This is a genomic window from Ruegeria pomeroyi DSS-3, assembly GCF_000011965.2.
GTDB classification, from domain to species: Bacteria; Pseudomonadota; Alphaproteobacteria; order Rhodobacterales; family Rhodobacteraceae; genus Ruegeria_B; species Ruegeria_B pomeroyi.
On sequence record NC_003911.12, the window covers coordinates 331,316 to 353,173 of the forward strand.

Annotated in this window: 22 protein-coding genes; 11 read left to right on the plus strand and 11 right to left on the minus strand. The window is 64.7% G+C overall.

Going from position 1 to position 21,858, the window contains the following annotated elements; all coding sequences use genetic code 11:
- Positions 1 to 35 precede the first annotated feature (35 nt).
- Complete coding sequence (locus tag SPO_RS01630; RefSeq protein WP_011046080.1) at positions 36 to 1,034, minus strand: polyprenyl synthetase family protein; 999 nt, start codon at positions 1,032 to 1,034, stop codon at positions 36 to 38.
- 56 nt (positions 1,035 to 1,090) lie between these two features.
- On the opposite strand from SPO_RS01630, the gene SPO_RS01635 reads away from it, so the two are divergent.
- From SPO_RS01635 to SPO_RS22380, 3 genes are all read left to right on the plus strand, one after another.
- Positions 1,091 to 1,306: a DUF2007 domain-containing protein gene (locus SPO_RS01635; RefSeq protein WP_011046081.1), complete on the plus strand. Its 216-nt coding sequence runs from the start codon at positions 1,091 to 1,093 to the stop codon at positions 1,304 to 1,306.
- On the plus strand, positions 1,303 to 2,076 hold the full coding sequence (locus tag SPO_RS01640; RefSeq protein WP_011046082.1) for a tRNA1(Val) (adenine(37)-N6)-methyltransferase: 774 nt from the start codon (positions 1,303 to 1,305) through the stop codon (positions 2,074 to 2,076). The genes SPO_RS01635 and SPO_RS01640 overlap by 4 nt, the downstream gene beginning before the upstream one ends.
- Before the next feature lie 113 nt (positions 2,077 to 2,189).
- The gene (locus SPO_RS22380; protein WP_011046083.1) at positions 2,190 to 2,354 is read left to right on the plus strand and encodes a YdcH family protein; all 165 of its coding nucleotides are present in this window, start codon (positions 2,190 to 2,192) and stop codon (positions 2,352 to 2,354) included.
- Here the strand turns inward: SPO_RS22380 and SPO_RS01645 are convergent.
- From SPO_RS01645 to SPO_RS01675, 7 genes are all read right to left on the minus strand, one after another.
- On the minus strand, positions 2,351 to 3,217 hold the full coding sequence (locus SPO_RS01645; RefSeq protein ID WP_011046084.1) for an aromatic amino acid exporter YddG: 867 nt from the start codon (positions 3,215 to 3,217) through the stop codon (positions 2,351 to 2,353). The two genes, SPO_RS22380 and SPO_RS01645, sit on opposite strands and share 4 nt — an antisense overlap.
- Positions 3,214 to 4,161, minus strand: coding sequence for a transcriptional regulator GcvA (locus tag SPO_RS01650; protein ID WP_011046085.1), 948 nt, complete (start codon positions 4,159 to 4,161; stop codon positions 3,214 to 3,216). The genes SPO_RS01645 and SPO_RS01650 overlap by 4 nt, the downstream gene beginning before the upstream one ends.
- Positions 4,162 to 4,511: 350 nt before the next feature.
- Positions 4,512 to 5,234 (minus strand): acetoacetyl-CoA reductase, encoded by a 723-nt coding sequence (phbB, locus tag SPO_RS01655; protein ID WP_011046086.1) that lies wholly within the window; start codon positions 5,232 to 5,234, stop codon positions 4,512 to 4,514.
- Between the two features lie 186 nt (positions 5,235 to 5,420).
- On the minus strand, positions 5,421 to 6,596 hold the full coding sequence (locus SPO_RS01660; RefSeq protein WP_011046087.1) for an acetyl-CoA C-acetyltransferase: 1,176 nt from the start codon (positions 6,594 to 6,596) through the stop codon (positions 5,421 to 5,423).
- A gap of 170 nt (positions 6,597 to 6,766) precedes the next feature.
- On the minus strand, positions 6,767 to 7,606 hold the full coding sequence (locus tag SPO_RS01665; RefSeq protein WP_011046088.1) for an EAL domain-containing protein: 840 nt from the start codon (positions 7,604 to 7,606) through the stop codon (positions 6,767 to 6,769).
- Positions 7,607 to 7,820: 214 nt separating this feature from the next.
- Positions 7,821 to 8,753: a sterol desaturase family protein gene (locus SPO_RS01670; protein ID WP_011046089.1), complete on the minus strand. Its 933-nt coding sequence runs from the start codon at positions 8,751 to 8,753 to the stop codon at positions 7,821 to 7,823.
- Positions 8,750 to 9,136, minus strand: a complete 387-nt coding sequence (locus SPO_RS01675) for a hypothetical protein (RefSeq protein ID WP_044027805.1) — start codon at positions 9,134 to 9,136, stop codon at positions 8,750 to 8,752. Before SPO_RS01675 ends, SPO_RS01670 begins: the two co-directional genes overlap by 4 nt.
- A 466-nt stretch (positions 9,137 to 9,602) precedes the next feature.
- Here SPO_RS01675 and SPO_RS01680 point away from each other — a divergent pair, with 466 nt between their 5' ends.
- Positions 9,603 to 10,652 (plus strand): cytochrome-c peroxidase, encoded by a 1,050-nt coding sequence (locus SPO_RS01680; protein ID WP_011046091.1) that lies wholly within the window; start codon positions 9,603 to 9,605, stop codon positions 10,650 to 10,652.
- A 46-nt stretch (positions 10,653 to 10,698) separates the two neighbouring features.
- On the opposite strand, the gene SPO_RS01685 is transcribed toward SPO_RS01680, so the two are convergent.
- Positions 10,699 to 11,262 carry a TlpA disulfide reductase family protein gene (locus SPO_RS01685; protein WP_011046092.1) on the minus strand — a complete coding sequence of 188 codons (564 nt, stop codon included), beginning with the start codon at positions 11,260 to 11,262 and terminating at the stop codon, positions 10,699 to 10,701.
- 24 nt (positions 11,263 to 11,286) lie between these two features.
- Between SPO_RS01685 and argH the strand changes: the two genes are divergently transcribed.
- The 4 genes from argH to SPO_RS01705 all read left to right on the plus strand — a co-directional run bounded on the left by argH (position 11,287) and on the right by SPO_RS01705 (position 16,927).
- Positions 11,287 to 12,678, plus strand: coding sequence for an argininosuccinate lyase (gene argH / locus SPO_RS01690; RefSeq protein WP_011046093.1), 1,392 nt, complete (start codon positions 11,287 to 11,289; stop codon positions 12,676 to 12,678).
- Positions 12,675 to 12,857 (plus strand): hypothetical protein, encoded by a 183-nt coding sequence (locus SPO_RS01695; RefSeq protein ID WP_011046094.1) that lies wholly within the window; start codon positions 12,675 to 12,677, stop codon positions 12,855 to 12,857. Before argH ends, SPO_RS01695 begins: the two co-directional genes overlap by 4 nt.
- 206 nt (positions 12,858 to 13,063) lie before the next feature.
- Positions 13,064 to 14,329, plus strand: coding sequence for a diaminopimelate decarboxylase (lysA, locus tag SPO_RS01700; protein ID WP_011046095.1), 1,266 nt, complete (start codon positions 13,064 to 13,066; stop codon positions 14,327 to 14,329).
- A gap of 39 nt (positions 14,330 to 14,368) precedes the next feature.
- A complete protein-coding gene (locus SPO_RS01705; protein ID WP_011046096.1) occupies positions 14,369 to 16,927 on the plus strand; it encodes a TIGR02302 family protein in 2,559 nt (852 codons plus the stop codon).
- A gap of 19 nt (positions 16,928 to 16,946) precedes the next feature.
- On the opposite strand, the gene SPO_RS01710 is transcribed toward SPO_RS01705, so the two are convergent.
- Entirely contained in the window at positions 16,947 to 17,786 is an 840-nt protein-coding gene (locus SPO_RS01710; RefSeq protein ID WP_011046097.1) for a zinc-ribbon domain-containing protein, read from the minus strand.
- Between the two features lie 192 nt (positions 17,787 to 17,978).
- Here SPO_RS01710 and SPO_RS01715 point away from each other — a divergent pair, with 192 nt between their 5' ends.
- Genes SPO_RS01715 through SPO_RS01725 form a run of 3 tightly spaced genes read left to right on the plus strand, consistent with a single transcriptional unit; the run spans position 17,979 to position 20,280 of the window.
- Positions 17,979 to 18,656 carry a cell division ATP-binding protein FtsE gene (locus SPO_RS01715; RefSeq protein ID WP_044027806.1) on the plus strand — a complete coding sequence of 226 codons (678 nt, stop codon included), beginning with the start codon at positions 17,979 to 17,981 and terminating at the stop codon, positions 18,654 to 18,656.
- A complete protein-coding gene (locus SPO_RS01720; protein WP_011046099.1) occupies positions 18,653 to 19,552 on the plus strand; it encodes a cell division protein FtsX in 900 nt (299 codons plus the stop codon). Before SPO_RS01715 ends, SPO_RS01720 begins: the two co-directional genes overlap by 4 nt.
- Positions 19,549 to 20,280, plus strand: a complete 732-nt coding sequence (locus SPO_RS01725; protein WP_011046100.1) for a lysophospholipid acyltransferase family protein — start codon at positions 19,549 to 19,551, stop codon at positions 20,278 to 20,280. The genes SPO_RS01720 and SPO_RS01725 overlap by 4 nt, the downstream gene beginning before the upstream one ends.
- A 125-nt stretch (positions 20,281 to 20,405) precedes the next feature.
- Here SPO_RS01725 and lpdA read toward each other — a convergent pair whose 3' ends face one another.
- On the minus strand, positions 20,406 to 21,794 hold the full coding sequence (gene lpdA / locus SPO_RS01730; protein WP_011046101.1) for a dihydrolipoyl dehydrogenase: 1,389 nt from the start codon (positions 21,792 to 21,794) through the stop codon (positions 20,406 to 20,408).
- Positions 21,795 to 21,858 lie beyond the last annotated feature (64 nt).

Consider the following 21,858-nt stretch of genomic DNA (forward strand, 5'->3'; position numbering starts at 1 on the left):
CCGTCAGGGCCGAGGGGGCAGCGCCCCCTTTGACCTCAGCTCAGCCGGGCCACCACGTAATCGGCCAGATCGCTCAGCATGGTGCGGATTTCGTGATTGGGCAGCAATTCCAATGCGGTACGCGCCTTCTCGGCCCAGGCATGGGCGTCGGCGCGGGTCGCCGCAAGGGTGCCGTACTTCTCCATCAGGGCCAGCGCCTGTTCCAGGTCACCCTCGGCCTGCTTGCCTTTCTCGATGGTGCGCACCCAGAACGCGCGCTCTTCGTCCGTCGCCTGCGCCACCGCCTTGATCACCGGCAGGGTCAGTTTGCGTTCGCGGAAATCGTCGCCTACATTCTTGCCCGTCGCCTTGGCGTCGCCCTGATAATCCAGCAAATCGTCGGCGATCTGAAAGGCGATGCCCAGCGCGTCGCCGTACTCGAACAGCGCCCTGACCTGCGCTTCGGGCACCCCGGCGATCACGCCGCCGACCTCGGTCGCGGCGGAAAACAGTGCCGCCGTCTTGCCCCGCACAACTTGCAGATAAACGCTCTCATCCGTGCGCAGGTCGCTGGCGGCGGTCATTTGCAGCACCTCGCCCTCGGCGATGGTGGCGGCGGCATTGGCCAGGATATCCAGCACCCTGAGCGAGCCTGTTTCCACCATCAGCTGGAAGCTGCGGGCAAACAGGTAATCGCCCACCAGCACCGAGGATTTGTTGTCCCAGAGCAGGTTGGCGGTGGGCCGCCCGCGGCGCTGGCCGCTTTCGTCCACCACATCGTCATGCAGCAGGGTGGCGGTGTGGATGAATTCGACCGTAGCGGCCAGCTTGACATGATCCTCGCCCTGATAGCCGCACAGCCGCGCCGCCGCGAGCGTCAGCATCGGGCGCAGGCGTTTGCCGCCGGCCTCGACCAGATGCGCTGTCACCTCCGGAATGCGCGGGGCGTGCTCCGACGCCATCCGGGTGCGGATCAACGCATTTACCGCCGCCATCTCCTGGGACAGGGTTGCCGCCAGCATCTCATGCGGTTTCGTGCTCACCTTGGCGTCCATCGCTCTCCTGCAACAAGGCTCGACAATGCGCCAGCCTTGCCCTTACATCCATCCCCATGAAGGAACTTTTGCGCAGCACCGACCCGACCGTCATGGCCTTTGCATCCGCCCTTCTCGAGGGCGAGGATATAGACTGCTTTCAGATGGACGTAAATATGAGCATCCTCGAAGGCGGGATCGGAATCTTTCCGCGCCGCATGATGGTGCGGGACGAGGATTACGACCGCGCCCTGCGGGTGGTCACCGATAACGACATCCCGCTGGGCAGATGACCGCCTTTGCCGAGAGCGAGCTGAGCTGTGACGCCTTTCTGGGCGGTCACCTGCGGCTGTTTCAGCCGCGAGACGGATATCGGGCCGGGGTCGATCCGGTGTTTCTGGCCGCCAGCGTCGCCGCACAGACCGGGCAATCGGTGCTGGAACTGGGCTGTGGCGCCGGTGCGGCGATCCTGTCTCTGGGCGCCCGGGTGCCCGATCTGGCGCTGACCGGGGTCGAGTTGCAGCCGGGCTATGCCGATCTGGCGCGGCGCAACGCAGCAGCGAACGATATCGCGCTCGACGTGGTCGAAGGCGATATCGCCGCGCTGCCGCAGGCACTGCGCCAGCAGAGCTTTGACCATGTCATCGCCAACCCGCCCTATTATCTGGCTGGCAGCCACAGCCCGGCCAGCGATGCGGGCCGGGCCACCGCCTTGGGAGAGCGGACGCCCCTTGCGCTCTGGATCGATGCGGCGGCGCGGCGGCTGACCCATCGCGGCTATCTGCACATGATCGCCAAGGCCGACCGCTTGCCGGATATGCTGGCGGCCTGCGATGACCGGCTGGGCTCGCTTGAGGTGTTGCCGCTGATGCCGCGGCAGGGGCGCGCCGCCGAGCTGGTGATTCTGCGTGCCCGCAAGGGCGGGCGGGCGCCATTTCGCCTGCAGTCCGGGCTGTTCCTGCATCAGGGCAGCCGGCATCCAGGCGACCGCGACCACTACCTGCCTGAAATCGCGAAGGTCCTGCGCCAACCCGCCCCGCTGCCCTGGCCCGGCGCCGGATAAGCCGGGTTTGGCCGATATGTCGGTTTTATCACAGAATGCGACCGCTGTCCGCGTGACAGGCCGCCCGGGATGTGCTCAACTCGATTCATTGACAACAGAGAAGGAGGATCGCCATGAGTGTGAGCGCGCATTTGACCGAACTGAAGAAAAAGCACGCAAATCTCAGTCTCGAAGTTGAACAAGCCCAGCGTTCGCCAGGTACTGACGACCTTCAGATCAGCCAGCTCAAGAAGCAGAAGCTGAAACTCAAGGAAGAAATCGAGCGGCTGTCCGTCTAAGCCGACAAGCTGGCGCGCGCTGCCAGCAGCGCGCCGCCAGTGATCAGCAGGGCCGAGAGCGCAAGTACCCAGCTGGGTGCAGCGATGCCGCTGATCACAAGAACCAGCGTGGACAGTAGCGGAGCCGCATAGGAACTGGTTCCCAGCAGCTGGATATCTCCACGTTTCACCCCGATATCCCAGACGTAAAAGGCCAGGCCCACCGGGCCCAGACCCAGTGCCAGCGTGGCGCCCCAGCCCAGCATGTCCTGCGGCCAGACCGTTTCTTCAACCATGAAATGCAGGCCCCATGACGCCACCGCCGTGGCCAGGCAGAACACGGCGACCGAACTGGTGGGCGCATCGCCCATCCGCCGCGACAGGACCGAATAGCCCGACCAGGTCAGCGCACAGAGCAGTGCCAGGCCGTAGCCCGGCAGATATTGCGCCTGAAACCCGGGACCGCCCCCGCCGGTGATGATCAGCCCGGCCCCGGCAAAGGCGAGCGCTGCCCCCAGCAGATGGCCGCTCCGCAGACGCTCACCCGGCAGGAGGCCCGAGAACAGCACGATCAACAGCGGCCAGAGATAGGCGATCAACCCCGCCTCGGCCGCGGGCGCCAGCCTGAGCGCCGAGAAATAGAGCGCGTGATAGCCAAACAGTCCCAGCGTGCCAAAGGCATAGACCGGCCAGCGGACACCGCGCAGCTGGGCCAGGCCACCGGTCGCCAGCACCCAGACCAGCCCCAGCAGCCCGCCTACGGTGAAGCAGAGCGCATTCAGCAAGAGCGGCGGCACCGGCGCTGATCCGACGGTCAGCAGTGCAAGCAGCGCCCATAGAAGGACGGCGACAAATCCGATGGCTGTGGCGCGGGAACGGGTCATTTGGGCGGGATGTCCCTGACATGAACGATGGTAAGACCATCCGAGATATGCGCGGTCTTGGCGATCTCGGCAAGAAACCAGTCACGGAACGCGGCGATCTTGGGCTGGGTTTCCGCACCCGCAAGGCAGACGAAGCGGAAGCGCGCATCGGTTTCGACCGCTGTCTTGAAGGGCATGACAAGCCGTCCTTCGATCACGTCCTTGATGATCATCGGGCGGCGGCCCAGAACCACGCCCACGCCCGCTACGGCCGCGTCGATGGCATGATCCGCGTTCGAGAAATGTGCCCCCCGTTGTGGGGTAAAGTCGATGCCCACCGCACGAAACCAGGTCGGCCAATCGACAGGAGGGTCGAGAAAGCTGATCGATTCGTCAAAGATCAACGGCGCGTCGCGCAGGCTCTCGGGTGTCGGAAACCGGTTGGCCAGCTCGGGTGTCATCACCGGGATCATCCATTCCTTGCGGGCGGAGACGGAATAGAGGCCCGCATCCGACCCCTGGCCAAAGCGGATCGCCACATCGACCTCGTCCCGCGCCAGGTCGACCAGACGCAGGCTGGTTGAAATGCGCAGGTCAATCTCTGGATGCGCGCGCGCAAAATCGTAAAGCCGGGGCGCCAGCCATTTCGCGGTCAGCGCCGGCCCGGCGGTCACCGTCAGGGTGGTGTTGTCCTGCAGCCGACGGGCGGCGCGCCAGGCGGCTGTCAGCACCTCGAACCCCTCCTGAGCGCCCGGGGCCAGGGCGCGCCCTTCTTCCGTCAGTTCCACCGCGCGATTGAGGCGGCGGAACAACGGGCGGCCCAGATGCTCTTCCAGTGACTTGATCTGAAAGGACAGCGCCGCCGGGGTCACGTTCAACTCGGCCGCGGCCTTGGCAAAGGACATGTGCCGGGCAGCGGCATCAAAGGCGCGCAAGGCAGTCAGCGGAGGCAGGCGGTCACTCATATCAGTTAAGTATTTCTTATCTGATGGCCCAAAATGTCTCGTTTGTGATGTTTTTTGATTGGGCGCATATTCTCATCAAGTCAAGCAAAACTGAACAAACTAAGAAGGAGCACCGCCATGATCGAGATGACAACAAATCCCGCCGCCCGCCGGGCCATGGATCGCGCGCACCAAGAGCGTGCACATGCGCTGCGTTCGGTCTGGGGCTGGCTGTTCGGTTCCCGCTGACCGCTGCGCGCGCGGGCTTACGGGATCAGGGGTCGGCCAGATGCGCCGGCCCCTGCGCCGTTTCCTAGACATGAAAAAGGCCGCCCCGGACGGGGGCGGCCTTGATTTCGGGGTGCAACAGATCAGACGAAGAACTGCGCGCCGTTGGCCGAAATGGTCGAGCCGTTGATGAAGCCCGAGTCCTCAGACGCCAGGAAGGTCACGCAGCGGGCGATTTCCTCGGGTTCGCCAAGGCGCCCGGCGGGGATGCCTGCCACGATCGAATCACGCACCTTTTCGGGGATCGCCATCACCATCTCGGTGGCGATGTAGCCGGGGCAGATGGCGTTTGCGGTGATGCCGGCGCGGGCGCCTTCCTGGGCAAGCGACTTGACGATGCCCAGATCGCCCGCCTTGGTCGCGGCATAGTTCACCTGCGCGAACTGGCCCTTCTGGCCGTTGATCGAGCTGATCACGATGACGCGGCCGAACTTGCGCTCGCGCATGCCGGGCCAGACCGGGTGCACGGTGTTGAACACGCCGGTCAGGTTGGTGTCGATCACCTGATGCCACTGTTCGGGGGTCATCTTGTGGAACGGCGCATCGCGGGTGATACCGGCATTGGCGACCACGATGTCGATCGGGCCAACTTCGGCCTCGACCTTGGCGATACCGGCGGCCGATTCATCATAGTCGGCGACGTTCCACTTGTAGGTAGCGATGCCGGTCTCGGCAGTAAAGGCGGTCGCGGCTTCGTCATTGCCGGCATAGGTGGCAGCGACATTGTAGCCCTCGGCCTTAAGCGCCTTGGAAATTGCTGCGCCGATACCGCGCGAGCCGCCGGTGACGAGTGCTGTTCGTGCCATTGAGGAGTCCTCCAGTCTGAATTTGGCTTGGTAATGCTGTTACTCTGTGGGCGCCCGATGCGCAATATTGTTTCGCGGAATAATGGCTGCCAGCCCCCGGTCAATTTTGTCGCAGATGCAGCATGCCATTGCACTGTAACAAAAAAGGGCGCCGGTGGCGCCCTTTTCTATGCATGATGCGGGCGATCAGTCGCGCTCCACGCAAAGGGCGACACCCATGCCGCCGCCGATGCAGAGGGTCGCCAGACCTTTCTTGGCGTTGCGGCGCTTCATTTCGAACAGCAGGGTGTTCAGAACCCGGCAGCCCGAGGCGCCGATCGGGTGACCGATGGCGATGGCGCCGCCGTTCACGTTGACGATGGCCGGATCCCAGCCCATGTCCTTGTTCACCGCGCAGGCCTGGGCGGCAAAGGCCTCGTTTGCCTCGACCAGATCCAGGTCTTCGACCTTCCAGCCGGCCTTGGCCAGCGCCTTGCGGCTGGCGTGGATCGGGCCGACACCCATGATCGACGGGTCGAGCCCCGCGGTGGCGTAAGAGGCGATGCGGGCCAGCGGTTCGATCCCGCGCTTTTCGGCGTTCTCGGCGGTCATCAGCAGGGTTGCGGCGGCGCCGTCATTCAGGCCGCTTGCATTGGCGGCGGTGACGCTGCCGTCCTTGGTGAAGGCGGGGCGCAGTTTCTGCATCGCCTCGATGGTGGCGCCGTGGCGGATGTATTCGTCCTTGTCCATCACGATATCGCCCTTGCGGGTCTTGATGATGAAGGGGACGATTTCATCGGCGAACTTGCCGGCATTCTGCGCAGCCTCGGCCTTGTTCTGGCTGGCGACGGCGAACTCGTCCTGCATCTCGCGGCTGATCTGCCACTGCTCGGCCACGTTCTCGGCGGTCTGGCCCATGTGATAGCCGTTGAACGCATCCCACAGCCCGTCGCGGATCATGGTGTCGATGTATTTCATGTCGCCCATCTTGTGACCGGCGCGCAGCGCGGCGGCATGGGGCGACAGGGTCATGTTTTCCTGACCACCGGCGGCGACGATCTCGGCATCGCCCAGCAGGATATGTTGTGCACCCAGTGCCACGGCGCGCAGGCCCGAACCGCAGACCTGGTTGATACCCCAGGCCGAGCTTTCCTTGGGCAGGCCTGCATTGACATGGGCCTGGCGGGCCGGGTTCTGACCCTGGGCGGCGGTCAGGACCTGGCCCAGGATGGTCTCGCTTACCTCGGCCTTGTCGATGCCGGCGCGCTCGACAACGGCTTCGAGCACCGCTGCGCCCAGGTCATGCGCCGGGGTATTCGCGAAAGAGCCGCCAAAGCTGCCGACGCCGGTGCGGGCGGCAGATGCAATTACTACGTTGGTCATGTGATCCGATCCTTTGCCGTCATGATCCTTATGGGGAAATCTGACGGCATGACGGGGTGATGTCGACCCCGGAGCGCCCCTTATCCCCCCGCTCTAGCTCTTTTGACATAGCTCAGTGCTGCACGTGCAGCAACTGACAGCTTGTCTCACAGGTTGTGCGAGGGGGGTGATCAGCCGCTTGCCTTGGCGGTTTCGGGCTTTTCCCACACCGGGGTGACGGTTGGCGCGCCGTACAGATAGCCCTGCAGGCAGTCCACCCCATTTTCGGCGAGAAAGGCCGCGTCTTCTTCGGTTTCCACCGATTCGGCGATGATCAGCATCTCGAATTCGCGGGCCAGCGCGATCAACGCCCGCACCGTGGCGCGATTAGCGGCGTCGGTGCTGACCTGACGGATAAAACGGCCGTCGATCTTGACCGCGTCGAAGAAGAAATCGCGAAAACTGTTGAAGTCGATGGGCCCGTCGCCGAAATCGTCCAGCGCAAAGGCGATGCCGCGCGGTTGCAGCCGGTCCATGAAATCGATCACAAGTTCGGGAACCGCCATGGCCGAGGTCTGATTGATTTCGAGGATCAGCCGGTCTCCCAGCGCTTCGTCCCGCTTCAGGAAACGTTCCAGCGTCTGCATCCATTTCCGGTATCCGATGGAACGGGCCGACATGTTGACCGACAGGCGCAGCGTTGGATTACGCACCAGCGCACGCAGGCCGGTTTCCAGCGCGACACAGTCCAGCTCTCGCCCGATTTCGGTGTTTTCGACAGCGGGCATGAAATCGCGGGCGGGAATGACACGACCGGTTTCGTCCAGGACGCGAATGAACCCTTCGTAAAAGGCGATGCCATGGGGTGGCGCGGTTTGCAGGACGGGCTGATAAGCCAGCAGGCAATCACCGTGCCGCACCGCCTCGGTCGCCATGGCGACGGTGGATCGGTGACGGCTGGAGATCGCCGCGCTCAGCGGGTTTTCCGCCCCTTCGGGCAGGTCTGCCAGTTTCTTGATCCGGGTACGCATCGCGGTTCCTTGTCGGACAGGGCCAAACGAGAGATTTGCCCAGCCTTGGCCAAAATCGTGAACCGCAGGTTAAGTGGCGGATTTGCCTAAAATGCCGACCGTATCGAAGGCTTTCAGGGGTAAGCGGATACCCACTTGATTCCACGTCATTTCCTGGCAAAGGCGACCGCGCCGATATGGTCCGACGGTCGAGATCGTTAGAATGTGACGCGTTTTAGCCTTCGAAACCCGGTGTGCCCCGCTGTTCGGGGTGGGTGGCCAGATAGCGGGCCTTGATCCCCTCCGAGGTCTCGCGGCTGCCATCATGACTGTAACCCGGCGGGGCAAAGGCATAGGCCAGGCGCTGGCGCAGGCTGAGCCCCGGTTGGGTGACATCGCGCCAGATCCCCAGCCATTCGTGAAACGCCACCCGCAGCGGGTTGAAGGTGCCGAGGTTGTGAACCAGGCCATAGTCGACCTTTTCATCCTCTTGCTCGGGCACGAAAGTGCCGAACATCTTGTCCCAGATGATGAAAACGCCCGCATAATTGCAGTCCAGATAGCGGGGATTGCGACCATGATGCACGCGGTGGTGGCTGGGTGTGTTCATCACTGCCTCGAACCAGCGGGGCAGTTTGTCGATCGCCTCGGTGTGGATCCAGAACTGATAGATCAGGTTCAGCCCGCCGCAGAACAGCACCAGCGCCGGATGGAACCCAAGCAGGACCATCGGCGCCTTGACCACCATCATGAAGGTGAACGTGCCGGTCCAGGTCTGTCTGAGTGCGGTGGTCAGGTTGTAATGCTGGCTGGAATGATGGTTCACATGGCTGGCCCAGACCCAGCGCACCCGATGACCGAACCGGTGCACCCAGTAATAGCGCAGGTCGTCCAGCACGAAACAGATCAGCACCGCCCAGATCGAGGTGCCCATGTCCAGCGGCGTGACTCGCCACAGCAACATGAAGAACGCCCAGGCGATGAACCCCAGCAGAATGCCCTCGGCCACCGACCCGGCCCCCATGATCAGCGAGGTGACGGCATCGCGGGTTTCATAGCGCCCGCCGCGCTTTTTCATGGCGATCCACAGGAATTCGATCAGGATGGCGGCGATGAAGAAGGGCACAGCCAGTTGTGTGGGATCGGGAAAGCTGAGCGTTTCGATCATGCGCGGGCCAGTCTTTGTTGCCAGATCGGCGTTTCGTCGGGGGCGAGTGTCAGGGTGACGCGGGGCGCGGTGAAATCGTGAAACCGTATGGCCAATCCATCCGCAGTCTCGCTCAGCGCGTAGTCTTGCAGCCGTCGGCCAACCGTGTCGGCGCCCAATGCCCAAAGCAGGCCGGGGCCGGTCTCGGTTTCGACCAGGGCGGCGTGGCCATCGCGGGCCAGCAGGATATCGTGCACCGTGTCCTGGGGAAAATGCCGCAACCACGCGGCACGCGCGGTCTCGAGAGTCAGATCGGCACGTTTCGACCGCCCGCTCAGATGCAGGATAACCGCGATGGTCGAGATGCCTCCGATCACCAGGATCAGCAGGATTTCAAGTGGCATTGGCCCCTCCCTGCAACGCAGAGTGAAGCTCATGCATGTGCCCTGTCAAAGGTCGCGTGGCGTCAACGGATTCTCAATTGACGGTGAGCAAGCGACCACCTTGCCCTAGCCCGTGGAGTGGGTGTCGCGTGTAGGAATTTGATCGATTTCGACCAACAGGCAATCGCCACTGCAAGGCAGGTAGGCGCAATGTGTTTCATTGCGAACCCTCCAGAGTCTGAAACAGGGGGTACCAGTCTTGGAGAGGGCGTTTTGCTTCGAGGGATATCCTGCAGAACCCATGAGGCTGAGACCGGGTAGTGCCCTGAAAAGTCGGCTTGAAACCGCCTGTCGGCCCACCTGCAATGGCGGGTTCCCGCCGCGAGCGGGTCGCTTGATCCATATCAAAGTTGGCATGTTAGAATGATTCTAATCGTGTGAACTCGACGCGCGACGCCGTGGAAACCGACCAGATCCGAGGATCGACATGTCCCCTAAATCCCTCTTCTCATTCAGCCTTACCGCTTTGTCCTGTACCGCCGGCCTGGCCGCCGCCAACCCGTTGCGCGAACAGGCGCTGGAGCTGTTTCAGCCACTGCCCTCGACCGTGCCCGCGGTCAAGGACAACCCGATCACGCCCGAAAAGATCGACCTGGGCAAGGCGCTGTTCTTTGATCCGCGCATGTCCGCATCGGGGGTTTTTTCCTGCAACTCCTGCCACAATCTGGCGACGGGGGGCGATGACAATCTGGAAACCTCGATCGGTCATGGCTGGCAAAAGGGGCCGCGCAACGCGCCGACCGTGCTGAACGCCGTGTTCAATGCGGCGCAGTTCTGGGACGGGCGCGCGCCCGACCTGGCCGAACAGGCCAAGGGGCCTGTGCAGGCCGGGGTCGAGATGGCGAACACCCCGGGGCAGGTGGTTGCGACGCTGAATTCGATGCCCGAATATGTCGCTTGGTTTCAGGCGGCCTTTCCCGACCAGCCCGATCCGGTGAGCTTTGACAGTTTTGCCAAGGCGATCGAGGCCTATGAGGCAACGCTGATCACGCCTGCGCCCTTCGATGCCTGGCTGAACGGGGACGATGCCGCGCTGAGCGGCGAGCAGAAGCAGGGTCTGAGCCTGTTCATCGACGCCGGTTGCGCCAGCTGCCATGGCGGCGTCAATCTGGGCGGGCAGGACTATTACCCGTTCGGCCTGGTCGAAACCCCGGATGCCGAGGTGCTGCCCTCGGGCGACAAGGGGCGTTTTGCGGTGACCGCGACCGAGGATGACGAATACGTGTTCCGTGCCGCGCCGCTGCGCAATATCGCGGTGACCGCGCCCTATTTCCACTCGGGCAAGGTCTGGGAGTTGGAGGCGGCGGTGTCCATCATGGCCAGTTCACAGTTGGGAGCCGATCTGAGCGAAGAGGAGACGGCGGCGATCACCGCGTTTCTACACTCGCTGACCGGCGAGGTGCCACAGGTGGTCTATCCGGTCTTGCCCGCTGAGACATCGGGCACACCGCGCCCTGACGGCGCGGTTCAGCGCTAGGCTTGAGGCTGGGTGTTCGGGTTCCGGCCCGAACACCCCCGACGGGTCACTCTATCACTGCCTGGATGATCGCCTTGGCGCTGTCCGAGTTCCAGTCGGCATCGCCGATCAACCGGGCAACCTCCATCCCGTCGGCACCGATCAGCACGGTGATCGGCAGGCCGATCACTGCCATCTCGCGCGCCAGCGCCTGACGCGGGTCCTGGTGGCGGGGAAGGTTGTCGACCCCGATCTCGCCAAAGAATTTCTCGATCCCGGCGGGCGAGTTGCGGCCGGTGGCGATGGTCAGCACCTCGAAACTCTCTCCGCCAAGCTCGGACTGGAGCGCCGACAGCTGCGGCATCTCCTTGCGGCAGGGGGCGCACCAGGTGGCCCAGAAGTTCAGCAGAACCACCTTGCCCTTGTAATCGCCCAGCGTTGCCTCGCCGGCGCCATCGGCCAGCTGGAACGGCACTTGCGACACCGCACGGGTCTCGGGCAGCACGATCAATTTCTTCATGTCACCATCGCGCAGCGCCTCGATCTGCGCGCGGTCGGCGGCCAGGCCGAGCGATGGATTTGCGCCCAGCGCGGCGGCGGTATAGACGAGGGCGAGCAACAGTTTCTTCATATCCCCTCCGAAGGGTTCATCACGATGACCGACAAGACCTCGAACCAGATGTGGGGCGGCCGCTTTGCCGCCGGACCGGACGCGATCATGGAGGCGATCAACGCCTCGATCGGGTTCGACAAGCGACTGGCGGCCCAGGACATCGCGGGTTCGCGGGCCCATGCGGCCATGTTGGCGGCCACGGGCGTTATTACGGATAGTGATGCCGAGGCCATTCGGGAAGGCCTGCTCACCGTTTTGTCAGAGATCGAGGCGGGAGAGTTTACCTTTTCCACCGCGCTGGAGGACATTCACATGAATGTCGAGGCGCGGCTGAAGGAAATCATCGGCGAACCGGCGGGCCGGCTGCATACCGCGCGGTCGCGCAACGACCAGGTGGCGACCGATTTCAAACTGTGGGTGCGCGATCAGTTCGATGCCGCCGAAGCGGGCCTCCTCGCGCTCTTGCGAGCGCTCCTCGGCCAGGCCGAGGCGGGGGCCGATTGGGTGATGCCGGGCTTCACCCATCTCCAGACCGCACAGCCGGTGACCTGGGGCCATCACATGATGGCCTATGTCGAGATGTTCGGCCGCGATCTGAGCCGGGTGCGCGACGCCCGCGCACGGATGAACGAATCGCCCCTGGGTTCGGCGGCGCTGGCGGGAACGTCGTTCCCGATCGACCGGCACATGACGGCGGCGGCGCTGGGCTTTGACCGGCCTACCGCCAACTCGTTGGACGCAGTGAGTGATCGTGATTTCGCGCTGGAGTTCCTGTCGGTCGCCTCGATCTGTGCCATGCATCTGAGCCGCTTTGCCGAGGAGCTGGTGATCTGGTCCAGCGCCCAGTTCCGCTTTGTCACGCTCAGCGACCGGTTTTCGACCGGCTCGTCGATCATGCCGCAGAAGAAGAACCCCGACGCGGCCGAACTGATCCGGGCCAAGGTGGGCCGCATCTTTGGCGCCAATACCGCGCTGATGATGGTGATGAAGGGGCTGCCGCTAGCTTATTCCAAGGACATGCAGGAGGACAAGGAACAGGTCTTCGATGCTGCCGACAACTGGATGCTGGCACTGGCGGCGATGGAAGGCATGGTGCGCGACATGACCGCCAACCGCGACAGCCTCGCCGCGGCTGCGGGCTCTGGTTTCTCGACCGCGACCGATCTGGCCGACTGGCTGGTGCGTGTGCTGGGCCTGCCGTTCCGGGATGCCCATCACGTGACCGGTGCGCTGGTTGCGCTGGCCGAAAGCAAAGGCTGCGATCTGCCGGACCTGAGCCTGGATGAGATGCAATCGGCCCATGCCGCGATCACCGAGGATGTCTATGGTGTCCTTGGGGTGGAAAATTCGGTAAACTCGCGCCAGAGCTATGGCGGCACCGCGCCCGCGCAGGTGCGCGCGCAGGTCGCCCGCTGGAAGGAGATGCTGGCATGACACCGATCCGCCTGACCCTCGCCCTTGCACTGACCGCGCTGATCTCCGGATGCGGCGCCGATGGCGAGCCGGTGCAGCCGACGGTGGCGGCCAATGTCGGTGTCTCGGGCAGTGGCACCCATGTCAGTGGCGGCGTCGGGCTGGGCAAGGGGCCGTTCAACCTGTGGCTGGGGTTCTGAGCTTGCGGCGCGCGGTGACCTGAGGGGGCGCTGCCTCCGTCGCGGCAGGCCGCTCCTCCCCCGGAGTCCTTCGGGCAAAGTGAGGATGCTGCTGCTTCTTTCTGGTTCAAAATACTCCGGAGCGCGAGGCGGAGCCTCGCAAAAAACTTCTCCGCCTTGCGTGGCGGCAATTGATCCGCCACCGGATTTCAGGCAAAGCGCGCTGCATGGATCATTTTCTTTATCGCGACGGTGCGCTCTGCGCCGAGGATGTCCCCCTGGCCGAGATCGCGGCCACGGTGGGTTCGCCGTTCTATGTCTATTCCACCGCGACGCTGCTGCGGCATTTCCAGCTGTTTGACGAGGCGCTGGACGGAACGGACCATCTGATCTGCTACGCGATGAAGGCGGCCAGCAACCAGGCCATCTTGCGCACCCTTGCGCAGGCGGGGGCAGGGATGGATGTGGTCTCGGTCGGGGAATATCTGCGCGCGCGCGCGGCGGGTGTGCCGGGCGTGCGAATCGTTTTCTCCGGCGTCGGCAAGACCGCCGAGGAGATCCGGGTCGCGCTCGTAGGTGGAATCCGCCAGTTCAACGTCGAATCCGAGCCCGAGATGGAGGTCATCAACGCCATCGCTCTGGAACTGGGCAAGGTGGCGCCGATCACCATCCGGGTGAACCCGGACGTGGACGCCAAGACCCATGCCAAGATCGCGACCGGAAAATCCGAGAACAAGTTCGGCATTCCGATCGCCCGGGCCAGCGCGGTTTATGCGCAGGCCGCGGCATTGCCGGGGCTGGAGGTGGTGGGGATCGACGTGCACATCGGCTCGCAACTGACCGATCTGGCGCCGTTCGAGACCGCCTATCGCAAGGTGGCAGAGCTGACCGAACGGCTGCGTGCCGAGGGCCACGATATCCGCAGGCTCGACCTGGGGGGCGGCCTGGGCATTCCCTATACCCGCTCGAACGAGGCGCCACCGCTGCCGATGGAGTACGGCGCGCTGATCAAGCGGACGCTGGGCCATCTGGGCTGCGAGATCGAGATCGAGCCAGGCCGCCTGATCGCGGGCAATGCCGGGCTGATGGTGTCGAAGGTCATCTATGTCAAATCCGGCGAGGGGCGCGATTTCCTGATCCTCGACGCGGCGATGAACGACCTGATCCGCCCGGCGATGTATGACGCCCATCACGACATCGTGCCGGTGGTCGAACCCGAACCGGGGGTTGAACCACAGCCCTATGACATCGTCGGGCCGGTCTGCGAATCCGGCGATACCTTTGCCAAGGCGCGGATGATGCCGCCGCTGGCCGCCGGTGATCTGGTGGCGTTCCGCAGTGCCGGTGCCTATGGCGCGGTGATGTCGAGCGAGTACAATTCCCGCCCCCTGATCCCCGAGGTTCTGGTGCATGGGGATCAATTCGCGGTTATTCGCCCACGCCCGAGCTTTGACGAAATGATAAACCGCGATACCATCCCCCCATGGCTCTGACGCGGTGACCCCGTCGCGCGGGCCGACAGGAGGCCCGATGTGACCCGAAACCGCCCGCCTAACCTGCCCTTGCCGCGCTTTGCGTTGGGTCTGACCCATGCAGGCCTTTGGGCCGAACGGTTGTGGCGGGGGTTCTGGCCCTTCCTCTCGGTGCTGATGCTGGCACTGGCACCGATTCTGCTGGGCCTGCACGAGCTCGTGCCGGTGGAATGGGTCTGGGCCTTTGCGGCCGGATTTGCGCTGGTGCTGGTTGTGACGCTTGTACTGGGTCTCCGGCGGTTTCGCAGACCGGTCCGGGCCGAGGCGCTGGCGCGGCTTGACGCGGCCTTGCCGGGGCGCCCGATCCAGACCTTGATGGACGAGCAGGCGATAGGCGCGCAGGATCCGGCTTCGGCCGCGCTCTGGCGGGCGCATCAGGCCCGCATGGCGGCGCGGGTCGCAAACGCCGAACCGGTGGCTCCCGATCTGGTGCTGACCAGACGCGACCCCTATGGGCTGCGCTTCATGGCTGCGCTGTGTTTCGTGGCGGCGCTGCTCTTCGGCTCGGTCTGGCGGGTGGGCAGCGTGGTCGATCTGGCGCCGGGTGCGGCGCAGGCGGCGACCGGACCCAGCTGGGAGGGCTGGATCGAGCCGCCACGCTATACCGGTCTGCCGACGCTTTATCTGAACGACCAGACGGGCGAGGTGCTGCAACTGCCCCAGGGCAGCCGCATCACGCTGCGGCTTTATGGCGAGGTGGGACAGCTGCGCCTGACCGAGGAGGTCTCGGGCAAGCCGCTGGAGCGGCCCGACCATCCAGAACAGACGGTCGAGGTCACCCGCAGCGGTCCCTTCGAGATCGAAGGACGCGGTGGCCGGGGATGGCAAGTGGTGATGCTCTCGGACACCGCGCCGCAGGTCGAGATTGCGGGCGCGGCCGAAACCCGGGCGGGCGGACAGATGGTGCTGCCCTTTGCCGCGATGGATGATTACGGCATCACCGGCGGACGGGCGGTGATCGCTCTGGATCTGGAGGCGGTCGACCGTCGCTATGGCCTGCGCACCGATCCGGACCCGCGCGATCCGGTGGTGGCCGATCTGCCCTTGCCGATCACCGGTGATCGGCGCGAATTCACCGAAAACCTGATCGAGGATTTCTCGCAGCACCCTTGGGCGCATCTGCCGGTGACGATCACCCTGATCGCGCAAGACGCAGCCGGGCAGGAGGCCGAGACGCTGCCCTTTGGCACCGCATTGCCGGCGCGGCGTTTCTTTGACCCGCTGGCCGCAGCCGTGATCGAACAGCGCCGCGACCTGCTTTGGTCGCGCGACAATGCCACGCGCGTGGCGCAGATATTGCGCGCTGTCTCGCACCGCCCCGATGACGTGTTCCGCTCGCAAACAGCTTATCTGCGGCTGCGGGTCATTCTGCGCCGGATGGAGGCGTTGCAGCGCTTTGGGCTGAAACCGGCGCAACAGGAAGAGATCGCCCAGGCGCTCTGGGACCTGGCGATCATGCTTGAGGACGGCACCCTGTCGGATGCGCTGGAACGGATGCGCCGGGCGCAGGAACGGCTGAGCGAGGCGATGAAGAACGGTGCCTCGGACCAGGAGATCGCCGAGCTGATGCAGGAACTGCGCGAGGCGACGCAGGACTATCTGCGCCAACTGGCGCAGAACCAGCAGAACGAGCAGGATGGCGAGCGGCAGGCGCAGGAGGGTGAAAGCCTGCAAATGACGCAGGACGACCTGCAAAAGATGATGGACCGCATCCAGGAACTGATGGAACAGGGCCGCATGGCCGAGGCGCAGCAGGCGCTGGAAGAGTTCCAGCAGATGATGGAGAACATGCGCGTGACCCAGGGCCAGGGCGACAACGGCCAGTCCGAAGGGCAGCGCGCGATGGAAGGCCTGGCCGAGACCCTGCGCAACCAGCAGGGGCTCAGCGATCAGGCTTTTCGCGATCTTCAGGAACAGTTCAACCCGGGCGCGCAGGCGGGCGAGAGCCAGCAGAACGAGGGCCGCAACGGGGGCGAGGGCCGCGGGCAGAGCCATGAGGGTCAGGGCCAGGGCAGCCGCCAGTCGGGCACCGGACAGGACGGCGCCCAGCAGGGCGAGCCCGGAGAAACGGGTGAGGGGTCTCTGGCCGAGCGGCAGCAGGCGCTGCGCAACGAGCTGGGACGGCAGGAACAGAACCTGCCCGGACAGGGCACGCCCGAGGGCGACGCCGCGCGCGAGGCGCTGGACCGGGCCGGGCGCGCGATGGAAGGCGCCGAAGAGGCGCTGCGCGAGAATGATCTGGCCGAGGCGATCGACCGGCAGGCCGAGGCGATGGAGGCGATGCGCGAGGGCATGCGCTCGCTGGGCGAGGCGCTGGCGCAGCAAAGCCAGCCGGGACAGGGCAGCCAGGAGGGCGACCAGCGCGCCCGCAACCAGGACCCGCTGGGGCGGACGCCCGGATCGCAGGGCGGTGTCGATACCGACGAGTCGCTGGTGCCGGGCGACGATGTCTATCGCCGGGCGCGCGATCTGCTGGATGAGATCCGCCGCCGCTCGGGAGAGAGCGACCGGCCCAAGGTCGAACGCGATTACCTCAAACGCCTGCTCGACCGGTTCTAGGACCGGTCCGGCGCTCGGGCTATCGAGGGATCAGGGCGCCGATCTGGGCGTCGAGCCACAGCCGCGCCTGATCCACAAGGGCCACATAGGCGCTGAGCATCGGGTCGGCCTGCGGCAGGGTGCGCGCCACCAGTGGGGCGTTCGTGTAAAGCAGGAACAGAACCGCGCCAAAGATCAGCATCACCACAAAGCCGCGCATGAAGCCGCCCGACCGCCGCCGCCGGGCTGGTCCGGCATGAATGGCGGGTGCGGCCGCCGCCGCATCCGAATTGCGCAAGGTAGAGTTGATTTCCTCGATATCTGGCAACAGGCCCCGGCGCGAGGTGCTGTCGGTCTCTTGCGCCACCGGTTCCTGACCGCGCATCCGGGCCATCCGGTCCTGGGCTTCGCGGGCACGGCGGCCGGGTTCGTCGCCAGGATAGGCGTCCAGACCCAGATCGGGCTGGCTTTCCAGAGCTTCGGCTTCGCGGGCGCGCAATTCTGCCTCGCGCGCGGCCTCTTCGCGCAGGATGTCCGAGACATCGGGGCCGACGCCGCGCCCTTGTACGGGATCGGTGGGCGCGGGGTCGTTGTCGAAACTGTCCTCATCCTTGTCGTCAGGCAGTTCGCCGTCCTCGTCCCAGTCGTCCTGTTCATCGCTCTGGTCCGGGCTTTCGCTGGTGTCTTCTTCGGGGGCGGGCGCCGCATCGGGCGCGAAACCATCCTCGGCATCGCCTTCATCCGCGTCGAGCGCCTCACCGGCGGGGGGCTGAAACCAGGTATGGCCACAGTTCGAGCATTGCACATCGCGGCCTTCGGGCGGGATAACCTCGTCCGGCACCTCGTATTGGGCGTCGCAATTCGGACATGTCAGACGCATTCTGTCTCCCGGTTTCTTTTCTGCCTGATCTTCATTTTTCCGCCAATCATAGGCGCTTGCGCCAATTGCGGGAAGAGCGTTTTACGGCAAGGACCCGCGAGTGTCGCCTAACGGACTCAGAGGCGAGGCAGGCGGGCATTGAAACCGCGTGCCCCATCGGGCAAGAAGAGCCGGAAACGTCAGGGGGCCGATGTGATCGAGCTTGAGAATGTGGGCTACAGCTATGGGGGCGGCGAATTGCTGGGCGAGATCTCGGTCGAACTGTCGCCGGGGTCTTTCCATTTCCTGACCGGCCCCTCGGGGTCCGGCAAGACCACGCTGCTGAAACTCTGCTACGGGGCGCTGTTGGCGACCTCGGGGCAGGTGCGCGCCTTTGGCGAGGATATGCGGCGGCTGGACCGGGATCAGATGGCGCTGTTTCGCCGCCGCATCGGCGTGGTGCATCAGGATTGCCGTTTTCTCGACCATCTGCCGCTGACCGAAAATATCGCGTTGCCGCTGACCGTTTCGGGCCATGATCTGGCAGGCGAGCACGAGAACCTGCGCGAGTTGATGGCCTGGGTCGGACTGTCAAAACGGGCCGAAGCTCTGCCACCGGAACTGTCCGGCGGCGAGCGCCAGCGCGCGGCACTGGCCCGTGCGGTGATCATGTCGCCCGATGTGGTGGTGGCGGATGAACCCACCGGCAATGTCGATTGGGAGATGTCGCAGCGCCTGTTGCAGCTGCTGGTCGAACTGAACCGGATGGGCAAGACGGTGCTGATCGCCACTCATGATTTGAGCCTGATCCGCGCCGCCAAAAGCCAGGTTCAGGCGCGGGTTCTGCGGATCTCGAACAAGCGGCTGCAACTGGCGGGGGCGGATCTGTGAGCAAGGGAACGATCCGCGCATTGCTGATGGCCGACAAGCAGGCCGACCGGGTGGTGCCGCCCTCGGGCTTTACCGCGCAACTCACTCTGTTCGTCTCCGGTGCCATGGCCTTTTTGGCGGTGTTCGCGCTGGCGCTGTCGCTGGCCTCGGGGCGTCTGGCGGATCGCTGGGCCTCGGAACTGGCGCAGGCGGCAACGCTGCGGATCAACGCGCCCGCCGATCAGGTCGCGGCGCAGACCCAGGCGGCGCTGGCCATCCTGATACAGACACCGGGCGTGGCCGAGGCCCGCGCGCTCAGCCGCGAGGAACAGGCGGCGCTGCTGACGCCCTGGTTCGGCCCCGACCTGCCGCTGGACACCTTGCCGGTGCCGCAGCTGATCGAGATCGTCGGAGGCACCCCCGCCTATGACGCCCAAGGACTGCGGCTGCGGCTCGCAGCCGAGGTGCCCGGCGCGGTGCTTGACGATCACCGACGCTGGCGCGAGCCGCTGGTGGATGCGGCCAATTCGCTGCGGCGTCTGGCGCTGGTGTCTATCCTGCTGATCGGCGGTGCCACCGCGGCGATGATCACGCTGGCGGCAAATGCCGCATTGGCAGCCAATTCCCAGGTGATCGAGGTGCTGCGGCTGGTCGGCGCGCGCGACCGCTATATCGCGGGCGCCTTCGTGCGCCGGTTTACCCTGCGCGCGCTGATCGGCGCGGCGGTGGGGGTGCTGTTGGGCATGGGCGGTGTCATGCTGCTGCCCGAGGCCTCGGACGAGGGCGGTTTTCTGACCGGGCTCGGGTTCCGGGGTATCGGATGGCTGTTGCCGCTGCTGATCCCGGTTTTGGGCGCGGTGGTGGCCTTTGCCGCCACCTGGCATGCGGCTCGCCGCAGGTTGAAGGAGCTTGCATGATGATGCAGTGGGTGCGTTCCATCGTCTTTACCATCGTCATCTATATCTGGATGGCCATCCTGGGGCTGCTCTTTACCCCTTATGCGCTGGTCTCGAAGAAGGGCGCGCTCAGGGCCTGCAAGCTTTATGCGCGCAGCACCATCTGGATGGCGCGCTGGATGGTCGGCATTCATGGTGAGATACGTGGGCCGGTGCCGACGGGTGAGGTGCTGATCGCCGCCAAACACCAGTCGTTCTTTGACATCCTGCTGATCTTTCACGCGGTACCGCATGGCAAGTTCATCATGAAACGCGAGCTGTTGTGGACGCCGGTGATCGGGGTCTATGCCAAGCGCCTGGGCTGCATCCCGGTGAACCGGGGCAAGCGCGGGGCGGCGGTGGCCAGGATGGTCAAGGACGTGGCCAAGGAATTTGCCGAGCCCGGCCAATTGGTGATCTATCCGCAGGGCACACGGGTCGCACCGGGCGTGTCCAAACCCTATAAGGTGGGCAGTGCGGTTCTGTATGAGGGGCTGCAATACAGCTGCATTCCGGTGGCGACCAATGTCGGGCTGTTCTGGCCGCGTGACGGGCTGCTGCGAAAGCCGGGGCGCGCGGTGGTCGAGTTCCTGGAACCGATTCCGCCGGGTGTGCCGCGTGATGCGTTCATGCGGCGCCTGGAGACCGAGATCGAGGGCGCCTCGGACCGGTTGATGCGCGAAGCAGGATATGAGACCGCGCAGGGTTGAGGCACGGCAGGGGGCGCTGCCCCCGTCGCCTGACGGCGCCTCCCTCGGAGTATTTCCAGCGAATTGAAGCCTTGAGGGCGCCTATGCCGGGGCGGCGGTGCCGCCGCCCCGAGGCTTTGACGGTGTTACGAGTGGATCGGGCCGTCGCCGCAGGCCAGCGCCGCCTCGCGCACAGCCTCGGAATAGGTCGGGTGTGCGTGGCAGGTCAGCGCCAGATCCTCGGCCGAGGCGCCGAATTCCATGGCGACGCAGACCTCGTGGATCAGTTCGCCCGCTGCCGGGCCGATGATATGGGCGCCAAGGATGCGGTCTGTCTCCTTGTCGGCGAGGATCTTGACGAAGCCGTCACTAGCGAAATTGGCCTTGGCGCGGCCATTGCCCATGAACATGAACTTGCCGACCTTGTAGGCGCGGCCCTCGGCCTTGAGGCTTTCCTCGGTGGCGCCGACATTGGCGACCTCGGGCGTTGTGTAGATCACGCCGGGAATGACGCCATAGTTGACATGACCATGCTTGCCCGCGACCTGTTCGGCGGCGGCCATCCCCTCGTCCTCGGCCTTGTGGGCGAGCATCGGGCCTTCGATCACGTCGCCGATGGCGTAGATGCCGGGCACGTTGGTCTGCCAGTCCTTGCCCACCTTGATCTGGCCGCGCTGGGTCATCTCGATCCCCAGCTTGTCGAGGCCCAGACCCGCAGTATAGGGTTTGCGCCCGGTGGCAACCAGCACGGTATCTGCCTCGATCTCGTGCTCGGTGTCCTTTTTCAGCAGCTTGTAGGTGACCTTGGCCTTGCCCCTGGCGATTTCGGTCTTTTGCACCGCGGCACCCATGACGAAGGTCAGGCCCTGCTTTTTCAGGATGCGCTGGAAGGTCTTTTGCACTTCGCCGTCCATGCCGGGGGTGATCACGTCGAGGAACTCGACCACCGTCACCTCGGCACCCAGGCGGGCATAGACCGAGCCCAGTTCCAGCCCGATGACACCGGCGCCGATCACCACCAGGGATTTCGGGATCTTGCCCAGTTCCAGCGCGCCGGTCGAGGTCACGACGGTCTTCTCGTCCACCTCGACACCCGGCAACGAGGCCGGTTCGGAGCCGGAGGCGATGATGATGTTCTTCGCCTCGTGGGTGTCGTCGCCCACCTGCACCTTGCCCGCGGCAGGGATCGAGGCCCAGCCCTTGATCCAGTCGATCTTGTTCTTCTTGAACAGGAATTCGATGCCCTTGGTATTGCCCTCGATCACCTCGTCCTTGTAGGCGAGCATCTGCTTCCAGTCGACCGAAGGGCTTTTGCCCTTGAGTCCCATCTTGGCAAAGTTGTGTTGCGCCTCGTGCAGCGAATGCGAGGCGTGCAGCAGCGCCTTGGACGGGATGCAGCCCACGTTCAGGCAGGTGCCGCCCAGGGTTTCGCGGCCCTCGACCACGGCGGTTTTCAAACCCAGCTGGGCGCAGCGGATGGCGCAGACATAGCCGCCGGGGCCTGCGCCGATGATGATGACGTCATAGGTTGCCATTTTATCTCTCCTTCGTGTGCGCCGGACGGGCTGTTGCGGCCCGGTGCCTGAATTATCGTGTTGC